At 57.7% G+C, this 10,907-nt stretch carries 8 protein-coding genes; 2 read left to right on the top strand and 6 right to left on the bottom strand.

Going from position 1 to position 10,907, the window contains the following annotated elements; genetic code table 11:
• The first annotated feature begins 1 nt into the window (after position 1).
• On the top strand, positions 2–1,075 hold the full coding sequence (locus ACOTX2_RS07720) for a fimbrial protein (RefSeq protein ID WP_063147314.1): 1,074 nt from the start codon (positions 2–4) through the stop codon (positions 1,073–1,075).
• Between the two features lie 3 nt (positions 1,076–1,078).
• On the opposite strand, the gene ACOTX2_RS07715 is transcribed toward ACOTX2_RS07720, so the two are convergent.
• The 3 genes from ACOTX2_RS07715 to ACOTX2_RS07705 are packed head-to-tail and all read right to left on the bottom strand — an operon-like array spanning position 1,079 to position 3,789.
• Positions 1,079–2,074, bottom strand: coding sequence for a DUF2891 domain-containing protein (locus ACOTX2_RS07715; protein WP_063147313.1), 996 nt, complete (start codon positions 2,072–2,074; stop codon positions 1,079–1,081).
• Between the two features lie 9 nt (positions 2,075–2,083).
• Positions 2,084–3,070, bottom strand: a complete 987-nt coding sequence (locus ACOTX2_RS07710) for a DUF979 domain-containing protein (RefSeq protein WP_038416071.1) — start codon at positions 3,068–3,070, stop codon at positions 2,084–2,086.
• The gene (locus ACOTX2_RS07705; protein ID WP_063147312.1) at positions 3,067–3,789 is read right to left on the bottom strand and encodes a DUF969 domain-containing protein; all 723 of its coding nucleotides are present in this window, start codon (positions 3,787–3,789) and stop codon (positions 3,067–3,069) included. The genes ACOTX2_RS07710 and ACOTX2_RS07705 overlap by 4 nt, the downstream gene beginning before the upstream one ends.
• Before the next feature lie 224 nt (positions 3,790–4,013).
• Here ACOTX2_RS07705 and ACOTX2_RS07700 point away from each other — a divergent pair, with 224 nt between their 5' ends.
• The gene (locus ACOTX2_RS07700; protein WP_022648157.1) at positions 4,014–4,562 is read left to right on the top strand and encodes a winged helix DNA-binding protein; all 549 of its coding nucleotides are present in this window, start codon (positions 4,014–4,016) and stop codon (positions 4,560–4,562) included.
• Here the strand turns inward: ACOTX2_RS07700 and glgX are convergent.
• Genes glgX through treZ form a run of 3 tightly spaced genes read right to left on the bottom strand, consistent with a single transcriptional unit; the run spans position 4,559 to position 10,902 of the window.
• The gene (glgX, locus tag ACOTX2_RS07695; RefSeq protein WP_022648158.1) at positions 4,559–6,634 is read right to left on the bottom strand and encodes a glycogen debranching protein GlgX; all 2,076 of its coding nucleotides are present in this window, start codon (positions 6,632–6,634) and stop codon (positions 4,559–4,561) included. The two genes, ACOTX2_RS07700 and glgX, sit on opposite strands and share 4 nt — an antisense overlap.
• A 15-nt stretch (positions 6,635–6,649) precedes the next feature.
• Positions 6,650–9,118 (bottom strand): malto-oligosyltrehalose synthase, encoded by a 2,469-nt coding sequence (gene treY / locus ACOTX2_RS07690; RefSeq protein WP_063147311.1) that lies wholly within the window; start codon positions 9,116–9,118, stop codon positions 6,650–6,652.
• A complete protein-coding gene (treZ, locus tag ACOTX2_RS07685; protein ID WP_063147310.1) occupies positions 9,115–10,902 on the bottom strand; it encodes a malto-oligosyltrehalose trehalohydrolase in 1,788 nt (595 codons plus the stop codon). Before treZ ends, treY begins: the two co-directional genes overlap by 4 nt.
• Between the last annotated feature and the right edge of the window lie 5 nt (positions 10,903–10,907).

Below are 10,907 nucleotides of genomic sequence, written 5' to 3'. Positions count from 1 at the left end.
TGTGAACAATATCAACCGTTTAATCAATCTCCTGATGCTCGCTTTTTTGCTGATTCACGCTACGGCAAGGGCGTCTCAGACCTGCCCGCCGACCATGGGCGATGCGGTCATTAACTTTCAAAACTACTCGATCACTGATAACCCCTCGATCCCTCCGGGGTCGATGCTTTCAGGCGCTATCCTGGGCCAGGAAAACCGCTCATTTTATAACTGTCCTGAGGGAACCGGCCCGGTAACGATGCGCTTTGTGGCCAATAACGCCTTAACCGTAGCGCCCGTCAGCGGCGTGGCGCCGAACGGTACGGGCGCCCCGGCCTCCGTTTATGACGTGCCAGATATTCCCGGCGTCGGGTTTGCGGTGGGCATTCGCGAAACCACGCACTGTGCAGCCGAACCCGTGCATTACATCGCCTCGGGGGATGACAGCGTTGCGATTTGCAGCACAAACGATCCCTGGCAAATGGCGACCCAGTTCTTCGTCGTGTTTTATAAAACCGCGCAAGAGATTGTCTATGAACAGCCGAACAGCGGGCAAATTCGCGCAGGAACGCTGATTCTGGAGGATGCTAACGGCGCGGTGATATCTGAAGCTGGCGTGACGGTTGAAGTCGCTGCCGCCGACCTGAAAGTGCATAAATCGAGCTGTTATATCTCGGATAACAACATCACCGTTAATATGGGACAAAGTAGCGTAAGCGATCTCAACAAAGGAATGGATGGGGATAAACACCGCTTCATCATCCCTCTGGTCTGTGACGCATCCCAAACGGCAGCGGTGAAGATCGGGTTCTTTGGTCCGACTGAAAAAGACGCGCAGAATCACGATGTGCTGGCGCTAAGTCAACAGGAGAGCGCCGCTACCGGCGTGGGGATCCGCATTCTGTATGGCGATAACTACGGTGCCGCCAGAGGCACAACCGTTCCTCTCAACAGCACCGGTGTCGAACCTTTTGCCAACGCTGCCCGGCAGACCGCGTTTTCCCTGGATTACGACGCACAATATGTGCGCACCGAAACCCAGGCCACCGCGGGGCTGGCAGACAGCCTGGCAACATTTAGTCTGATATACAACTAAGCGCTACTCCAGTGCCAGCAGCGCAAAACTCGCCAGCCAGTGCCCGCCGCTGTAGTGACTGCCGACAACATGCTCCACGCTTGCCGAGAGATGGCGCGCAACGGCATCGCGTAATGGCTTCCGGGCGTGATGATTTTCCGGCAGGGCGCGGGCAATGTGCTTCATACACCAGGCACGGCTGAGGTTGAGACCGTCCAGATGCGCGATTTTCGGGTCGGTGCGATCGCTCACCTCAGCCGGGTTCATGAGCGCAGAAACGGCGCCCACTTCAGGCAGAAACGCATCGAACCAGGCCGGGAAATCCTCCACCACCTTACTCATCAGCAGGGCCTCGGTCAGCGCTCCGGAGATATACTCGTCGCCACCCGGCTCATAATGCGCAGGATAATGCGTGTCCGCGAGGTAAAACCGCGTTGCCGCGTCCAGGATGGCGCGCTCAAGCGTGTCATCGTTCACCGCCCGGGCATAATCCAGCCCCAGCGCGAGCGCAAACGCCGTGTTGTAGTGCGTCCCAACGCGGATCGGATAGGTAAGCTTGCTGAGGTAATCCACCAGCCGCTGGCGAATATCCCGCGTTAACGGTTGCAGCGTCTGGTACCAGCGCTCCGCCTGCGGCAGTGACGATTGTTTCAGCTCCTGGGCCAGCGCCAGCAGCCAGCCGTAGCCATAAGGTCGCTCAAACGACGCGCGGAACGGCGCGGTAAAATAGGCCAACTCCTTCGCCACCTTCTCGTCGGTCAGGTGTTCTTCGAAGAGAGTGATGATCTCTTCCCGACACGGCAGTTTGGGCCAGAGACGCAGGCAGCGCAGCAGCAGCCAGTAGCCGTGCACCGCAGAGTGCCAGTCAAAACAGCCGTAAAAGATCGGGTGCAGCTCGCGAGGCGGCAGAACGTCGCCGTCATCGTTGAGCAGATGCATAATGTGGTTCGGGTATTCCTGACGTAAATAGGTCAACGGCATTCTGGCGAAGGCGTCAGCCTGATGTTGCGTTAATTCCATTGCAGCTCCTTAGCGAAACACGAGGAAATACATTAAGAACACGTTCACCACCAGCAAGGTTAACGCGGTCGGGATCTGGATCTTGATAACCTGATATTTGTCTTTTAGCTCCAGCAGCGCGGCGGGCACGATGTTGAAGTTGGCGGCCATCGGGGTCATCAGCGTGCCGCAATAGCCTGCGTACATGCCGATAGCCAGCAATGGTGCCGGGTTACCGTGATGGACGTTAATCAGGAATGGCAGAGCGATACCGGCGCTTAACACCGGGAAGGCAGCGAAGGCGTTGCCCATAATCATGGTAAACAGCGCCATCCCCACGCAATAAATGACCACCAGCATGAAGCGGCTGTCCGGGTTCACAAACAGGCTGACCACCTTTTGTACCGATTCACCGGTATTCGCCACCACAAACACCCCGCCGAGCATGGCGAGCATCTGCGGCAGGATCACCGCCCAGCCAATGGTATCGACCAGGCGACGCGACTGACGAACCGCATGCAGCGGCGTACCTTTTGTCAGCCACCAGCCGGTGAGGATAGCCGCCACGCAGGCCACGCACAGCGCCGCCAGCGTAAGCTGCTTCTGGTCGAGCAGATAGACACCGCCAATCGACACGCCTTTCAGAAACAGCGTCCCGATGACCGTCACCACCGGGATCATCAGCGCGGGCAAGAATAGCCAGTTTTTCAGCCGGTGTGATGAGGCAACCCGCTCCTCCTCGGTGGACATTTTATAATGCCCCTTCCCGACCAGCCCGAAACCGGCCAGTAGCGCAATCACGATAACGGCGCCGCCAATAATGCGATACGCCAGCGACTTACCCAGCTCCTGCACCATCAGATCGCCAAACAGGAAGATCCCGCCAAACAGAAACCAGAACAGCGCGGTGGTATAGCGTTTCGGGTTAGCGCGATCGCGAAGGGTCATCACAACCAGCAGCATCACGACAAAACCGATCAGGTAGTACACGCGGTTAATGGTGATAAAGGTCATCATGGTGCGATCTCCTGCGTACCCTGCTCTGCTCTCCAGGCCATCACGTCGCGACGAATGCTGGCGTCGAGGCGCAGCAGACGCATCATATGGATGATCAGTGCCGCAATAGCGGTCGGAATGGCCCACAGGCCGATATGCAGCGGTTCGATCCCCTCGATCCCGTTCTCTTTCAGGAACGCATCAATCAGCAGTACCGCGCCAAAGGCGATAAAGATATCTTCCCCAAAGAAAACCGCGATATTGTCACACGCAGCGGCATGGGCTTTGATTTTGTCGCGGATAGTCTGCGGCAGTTCGCCGTATTCATTCAGGGCCGCCCCTTCGGCCATCGGCGCCAGCAGAGGACGCACCGTTTGTGCGTGGCCGCCAAGCGACATCAGGCCCAGCGCAGCCGTCCCTTCGCGGGCAACAAAGTAGAGCATCAGGATACGCGCCGAGGTGGCGCTGGCGATCTTCGCGACCCAGGCCTGGGCGCGCTCTTTCAGCCCGTAATACTCCAGCAGGCCAATCACCGGCAGGATCAGAATGAAAGTAGCGAGCGATCGGCTATTCACAAACTTTTCGCCAAAGGTTTCCAGCAGCATACCGAAATCCATGCCAACCAGCAGGCCCGTTGCCAGCCCCGCCACCACGACAACCAGCAGCGGGTTGAAACGCAGTGCAAAACCAATAACCACCACCGGAATCCCGATAAGTGGCAACAGTGTAGAACTGTCCATAAACGTTACCCTATCCAAAGTGAGCGTTGCGCGCCGACGGCTATTTTTTATACTTCGCAGCAGAGCGAAGCCGGTGCATTACGGCGCGCGATGTTGTGTTTTGCGTCAGGCTCCACAGAACCTGCACTAAAAAGCTATATCTGAACGTCAAAAACATGTAAACAATTTATCAATAAAATGTTCTTATTTTATCGACGGGTTTACATTCTGGAGAAAGGATCGGTATGACGACAAAGAAAACGAAAACAGCGTTAAACCACGACGACATTGCGGACGGGCGTATCGTCTCCTCCCGCCATCTCGTCTCAGAGCGGTGTGCCGAACTGTCGGAGCTGGAATACGCGTTGATCATGACCAGCAATGCGTTTAACAAATGGATGGTGCGCTGCATGACCGCAGCAGGTGAACCGGATATGGGCGCTTTCGACGTCTCGCTTCTGCACCACGTAAACCACCGCAACCGCAAGAAAAAGCTGGCCGACATCTGCTTTGTGCTGAACGTGGAAGATACCCACGTGGTGACGTATGCGCTGAAAAAGCTGGTAAAGGCGGGTTACGTCACCAGTGAAAAAGCGGGGAAAGAGCTCTTTTTCTCGACGACGGAGGAAGGCAAAGCGCTGTGCATGAAGTACCGGGAGGTACGGGAAGCCTGCCTGATCAACATTCATGCGGAAAGCGGCATTCCAGGCGCGTCGATTGGTGAGACCGCGCAGTTACTCCGCGCGATCTCCTCCCTGTATGATACCGCCGCACGCGCGGCGGCCTCGCTTTAAGGACGGCGGAAAAGCGTTATGCTCCGCCCGGCCAGTTCATAATCGACGGATTCCGTGATGATTTCCCCTGTAGGGGCATCATCCGCCGTCGAAAGCTCCAGCACCCAGCCCCCTTCGCCAAACTGCGGGATCTGGAATGGCACCGTGCCTTCAAACGGGTTAAACAGCATCAGCACGTCGTGCCAGATGCCCTCTTCCTGCTCAAGATCCGGACGGCTGATGGCAAGACCAAGGGTGGAACCCTCGTCCCACTGTTCCGACTGCTGCGGTCCGCCACCGGCGTTAAACCAGCGGATCTCAAGCCCGTCGCGCCAGTTTTCACGGCGCAGCAGCGGCTGCTCAGCGCGCAGAGCAATCAACCGACGGGTAAAGTCGCGCAGCTTCTCGTCGTTTTCAGAGAGTCCTTCCCAGTTTATCCAGGAGATCTCGCTGTCCTGGCAATAGCCGTTATTATTGCCCTTTTGCGTCCGGCCAAACTCATCACCTGCCAGCAGCATCGGCGTGCCGTGGGAGAAGAAGAGCGTGGTGAGGAAGTTGCGCTTTTGCCGCTCGCGGGTGGCGATGATATCGGGGTTCTCCGTCGGCCCTTCTTCACCGTAGTTATACGACCGGTTATCGTTATGTCCGTCGTTATTATCTTCCCCGTTATCGGCGTTATGCTTCTCGTTGTAGGATACCAGGTCGTTCAGCGTAAAGCCGTCATGCGCGGTGATAAAATTGACGCTGGCCCACGGACGACGTCCGCGCAGATCGTACAAATCACCGGACCCTAACAGACGGGCGGCAAAATCGTTAGAAACGTTATCTCCCTTCCAGTATTCACGTACCGTGTCGCGGTATTTGTCGTTCCACTCGCCCCAGCCTGGCGGGAAGCCCCCCACCTGATACCCCCCTGGGCCGATATCCCACGGTTCACCGATAAGCTTCAGCTTCGACAGCACCGGATCCTGGGTCACGGCATCAAAGAAGCCGCCGCGCGGGTCGAATCCCTCCGGCTCGCGTCCGAGAATGGTTCCGAGGTCAAAGCGGAAACCGTCAATCTGCATCGATTCCGCCCAGTAACGCAGGGAGTCCATGACCATCTGCAACACGCGCGGGTGCGAGGTGTTAACGGTGTTCCCGGTGCCGGTGTCGTTGATGTAATACCGGTGCTGATCCGGCATGGTGCGGTAATAGCAGAAGTTATCAATCCCCTTAAACGACAGGGTTGGCCCCAGCTCATTGCCCTCCGCCGTGTGGTTATAGACCACGTCGAGGATCACCTCGATGCCCGCGTCATGATAAGCACGCACCATGTCGCGGAAACCCTGGATCCCCGCCGGGCCGTAATAGCGGGACGCTGGCGCAAAGAAACCGAGCGAGTTATAGCCCCAGAAGTTTTTCAGGCCGCGATCGAGCAGGTGCTGATCGTCCGGGAACCAGTGAACCGGCAGCAGCTCGACCGAGGTAATGCCGAGGCTTTTGATGTACTCCACCGAGGCTTTATGCCCCATCCCCTCAAACGTACCGCGCAGTTCAGGCGGAATAGCCGGGTTAAGCTGGGTAAAGCCTTTTACGTGGCTTTCATAGACCACGGTATGCGGCCACGGGATATCGGGCCGGCGTGAGTCCTGCCAGTCAACGGCATTGGGGTCGATGACCTTACATTTGGGCGTAAACGGCGCGCTGTCTCGCGTGTCAAAACTGAGATCCAGCTCGTCGTGTCCCAGCTCATAGCCGAAGTGGGCATCGTTCCACTCAATTTCACCTACCAGTTCACGGGCATAGGGGTCAATAAGCAGCTTATTGGGGTTGAAGCGGTGACCGTTCTCCGGATCGTAGGGGCCGTAAACGCGGTAGCCATACAGCGCCCCCGGTTTCAGGTCCGGCACATAGCCGTGCCAGACCTCATGGGTATATTCCGGCAGTTCCAGACGGGCGATTTCTGTTTTTCCCGAAGGATCAAACAGACACAGCTCCACCCGCTCCGCGTGGGCGGAAAACAGGGCAAAGTTCACCCCTTTTCCGTCATAATTTGCGCCCAACTGTTGGCCATGACCGGCCCGAATTTCAAACGTTGTATCCTTTGGCATTTTTGTTCTCCTCGATTATTCGCAGGTAAGCAGAACCAACAAACATCCCTTTTCAGACGTTAAATCCAGCGTCTCTGGCAGAAGGCGACGCTCACCGGTAAACAGATCCCGGTAGTGCTTCCCGGCCAGCGCCTGGGGTATGGCCACGGTAGTATTGGCCCACAGCATCGCATTATCGGTGACGTCAAACACCAGGCGCGGCACGGCGACGATCAGCGCCTCGTCATCTTTGATGCGGGCATAAACGATCAGATTCTCCTCCCGCTCGCCGGTTACCTTCAGCGGCAGCCAGTCGCCGTAGCGGAAAAGCGCGGAGTAATGTGGCCGAAGCCGTAACAGCGTGGCGGTGACGTACTGCTTCACGCTGCCGTCTCGCCAGCGTTGCGCATCGTTAAAAACAGTGCCATCCGCTACGCTGAGGTTTTCCGCCAGTGCGGCGAAATCCGGTTCGCGGCGGTTATCCGGGTCGACGAGGCTGAAGTTAAGCCCCTCGCTGCCCTGGTAGATGTCCGGTACGCCAGGCGCAGTCAGTTTGATCACCGTCTGGCTCAGGCTGTTCATTAACCCAGCCCAAATAAACGGCTGGAGTGCGGCACTGAAATCACGCAGGAACAGGGTGTTATCCGGGGAAAGCAGATGGCGCACGTAGTCCAGGACCACGCTCTCGTAACCTTCGTTGCTGTCGATCCAGTCGGTACGCTGCTTGGCCTCGCGCAGGGCTTTCTCGATAAAGCCGAGGAAACGCTCTTCCAGTGACTTAAGGCCATCACGATCCTCAGGCGACAGGGTTGCTGGCCAGACGCCCGCCAGCGCCTGGAAGATCATCCAGGTGTCGGCGGCGTTCGGCGCGGTGCCATCGTTGAGGAATCGGACCTGCGTCTGGTTCATTTGCCGCCAGCGCGCCAGATTTTCTCCCCACAGATCTGGCGCTTCCGTCAGCGTATACAGACGAGCTCGAGCATCCTCGCCGCGTTTGGTGTCGTGGGTGGAAGTTCCCAGCAGCGCATCGGGCTGACGGGTAAGTCGAATGCGCATCTCCTGATGAAAACGGGAAAGTGAAAACGCGCGCGGCGTCGGGTCGGCGCCGACTTCGTTCAGGGCCAGCTCCAGGTTATGGCGGAAGAACAGCGTATCCTCTACCGATTTCGCCATCAGCGGCCCGGTCAGCTGCTGAAAACGGGTGCGGAAAAGCGAGGCCAGCGCGTGGTCATGCTCCGGCAGATCGCCGGAAAGAATACGCACGATAAGGCTCAGAGCGGGTTCAGAGGTGTTGACGCTGGCGACCACGCGGCTGAGCAGCGCCACATCCGGTGACGTCAGCCCCTGTGCGGTGCCGTAGGTGCGATACACCGGAAACGCGATAAGCAGCTCGCGCAGGGCATGGCGGATATCCTCATGCTCCACTTCGGCACCGTTATGCCCGGCCAGCTCGCTGGCTATTTTAAGCAGCGTGGTAAATTCACCTTCAAAATTACGATCGGTCATCAGCCCTTTGGCGTTGCGAAGTTCCGCCTGCCTGTCAACGGTCGTACCCAGTGTCTCGTCGTAGAGCGTCTCCAGCCGCGAGAGGTTGGTATCATCCACCAGCACTTCCGCCAGGGAGGCGATAAACTCATAGCCCGTAGTACCTGAGATGGGCCACTCCGGAGGAAGCTGTTCCCCTTTGGCGAGGATCTTCTCTACCGTGATGTAGCAATCCGGTCCGGTCGCCGCACGCAGTCGCTGCAAATAGCCCAGCGGATCGGCAAGCCCGTCCACATGGTCAATGCGCAGGCCGTCGACAACCCCGGCGTGGACAAGCTCAAGGATCAGGCGGTGCGTGTCTGCGAATACCGCCTCATCCTCTACCCGCACGCCGACCAGCCCGGTGATTTCAAAAAAGCGCCGCCATGAAAGCTGTTTCGGCGCTTCCCGCCAGGACATCAGCCGCCAGCTTTGCGCCTCGTGGATCTCAGCGATGCTCTTGCCTTCGGCATACGTGCCGGGATTAAGCGGATAGGCGGTATCATAGTAAACCAACGCCGCGCTGTCGGTGACACTGTCACGTTTCAGGGTGATAGCCCCCCGCTCCAGCTCGGCTTCAAAGGTGTCGCCAAGAAACGGCAACGTCAGGGGTCGGGACCAGTCGATATCAAAATATGCCGCATAGCGGCTCTGCCGACCGTGCTCGATAACATCGCGCCACCAGCGGTTTTCCAGCGAGGTCGACATATGGTTAGGAACGATATCCAGAATCAGCCCCATTCCCGCCTGCTTTAATGCTGCCGCCATGCGGTCAAACCCTTCCCGCCCGCCAATCGCCGGGTCGATTTCTTTGGGGTCGGTCACGTCATAGCCGTGGGTGGAATCCGTGGTTGCGGTGAAAACAGGCGACGCGTAAAGATGGCTAATTCCGAGGTCTTTCATATACGGAATCAGGTCTACCACGCGATCGAAGGTCATGCCGTTGCGAAACTGAATTCGGTAAGTAGAGGAAGGGATCATAGCGCTGCTTCTCCATCAGCAAAGCGAACAACAATGCTGTGCGGCGGCAGGTTTTCGACTGCCTCCGGCCAGCTAAAGATCGTTTTTCCGGGCAGGTCCGGTAAGGCGAGGGGCTTTTTGCCGATATTCAGCGCCAGCGACAGCGTACCGGACGGAAAACGCCAGCTCACGGCAACCATGCCGAGCGCCGTTTGCAGGACGTTACCCTCCACGGCGCCTCGCTGTTTCAGTAACGGGACGATAAAGCGTTGACGCAGCGCAATCAGTTCGCGCGTAACGTGCAGCCACGCCCTGCCTTCCTCTGTGTCTGCCTTGTTCCAGTCAAGCTTCGACCGCATAAAGGTATTTACGTCATTGGGATCCGGTACGGTTTCATCGTGCCCGGCATGGCCGGTAAACTCTTTCGCGCGCCCCTCCCGCACGGCTTTCGCCAGGTCGCCGTGGAAGTCGGTGAAAAAGAGGAACGGATGCGTTTCGCCATACTCCTCACCCATAAACAGCAGCGGGATATGTGGCGACAGGAGCAGCGCCGCGAACAGCACGCGCGTTTTCTCCGCTCCAGCCAGAGAGATAAGCCTCTCCCCCTGGGCACGGTTGCCGACCTGGTCGTGATTCTGAATAAAATCGACAAAAAACTGCGGTGGTTGCTCGCGACACTCTACCCCGCGCGATTTCCCGGTCTGAAGCGAGATTTCCCCCTGGTAGACAAAGCCCTCTGCCAGCGCCCGCGCCAGCTTTTTCTCCGGCTCAAAGGCAAAATCCTGATAATAGGCGTGTGATTCCCCGGTCGCGAAGACATGTGCGGCGTTGTGAAAATCATCATTCCATTCGGCGGTGAAAAGCGGCGTCTGACCATGCTCATCGCGCGGATGCAGGAAAATCACGTTGCGACTGTCTTCGGTGGTCAGATGGATATGCCGATCCGGAAAGGCGTCGCGGATCCGTTGCGCTATCTCGGGAAGAATATGGGTCTCAGCGTTGTCATGGATCTGGTCGATGGCGTCGAAGCGCAGACCGTCAAGATGATACTCCGAGAGCCAGAATAACGGCGCCTCAGCGATGTATTGCCGGACGGCTTCAACCTCATAGGCTATACCGTTGCCCCACGGGGTCATACGATCCTGATGGAAAAACGTGGGCGAGAGCAACGGCAGGTAGTTCCCTTCCGGGCCAAAGTGGTTGAGTACAATATCCAGCACCACGGAAAGCCCGAGCGCGTGGGCGGCATCGATGAAGGCATGAAAATCATCCGGTGTGCCATAAGCTGAGTGCGGGGCATACAGCAGTACGCCATCATACCCCCATCCGCGCGCGCCCCCGAACTGGGACACGGGCATCACTTCCAGTTGCGTAATACCCAGTTCGGCCAGATAAGGCAATTTATCGATGGCCGCCCTGAAGGTTCCTTCCCCGGTGAAGGTGCCGATATGCATCTCGTAGATCACCGTCTCTTCCCATGGCCGCCCTTGCCATTCCCGCTGTGCGGGCAGGTTGTGACGCGGGTCGATTACCACCGACGGGCCGTTGACGTCAGCCTGTTGCGCGCGCGAGGCCGGATCCGGCACCGCCATTCCATCCTGTAAAACAAACTGATACGGCGTACCGTGTCTGACGCCGGGCACGTCAACCTGAAACCAGCCGTCGCCCACCGCCGCCATCGGAATGTCGGTGTCGGTTAAACGCAACGTGAGATCTTTCTGCCCTTCTGCCCAGACGCGAAAACGTACAACGTCATCGGAAATAAACTCAGCACCCCAGTGCCTGCGACATGTTCTGAATTCCATTCATT

Source organism: Enterobacter cloacae complex sp. IR5412 (assembly GCF_049237385.1).
Classification (GTDB): Bacteria; Pseudomonadota; Gammaproteobacteria; order Enterobacterales; family Enterobacteriaceae; genus Enterobacter; species Enterobacter intestinihominis.
This window is presented reverse-complemented; position numbering and strand designations above follow the sequence as displayed.

What these genes read in the sequence shown, in the direction of transcription:
- ACOTX2_RS07710 (WP_038416071.1), bottom strand. Translation starts at nt 3,070, where the DNA reads ATGATGACCTTTATCACCATTAACCGCGTGTACTACCTGATCGGTTTT.
- ACOTX2_RS07715 (WP_063147313.1), bottom strand. Translation starts at nt 2,074, where the DNA reads ATGGAATTAACGCAACATCAGGCTGACGCCTTCGCCAGAATGCCGTTG.
- ACOTX2_RS07705 (WP_063147312.1), bottom strand. Translation starts at nt 3,789, where the DNA reads ATGGACAGTTCTACACTGTTGCCACTTATCGGGATTCCGGTGGTGGTT.
- treZ (WP_063147310.1), bottom strand. Translation starts at nt 10,902, where the DNA reads ATGGAATTCAGAACATGTCGCAGGCACTGGGGTGCTGAGTTTATTTCC.
- ACOTX2_RS07700 (WP_022648157.1), top strand. Translation starts at nt 4,014, where the DNA reads ATGACGACAAAGAAAACGAAAACAGCGTTAAACCACGACGACATTGCG.
- glgX (WP_022648158.1), bottom strand. Translation starts at nt 6,634, where the DNA reads ATGCCAAAGGATACAACGTTTGAAATTCGGGCCGGTCATGGCCAACAG.
- treY (WP_063147311.1), bottom strand. Translation starts at nt 9,118, where the DNA reads ATGATCCCTTCCTCTACTTACCGAATTCAGTTTCGCAACGGCATGACC.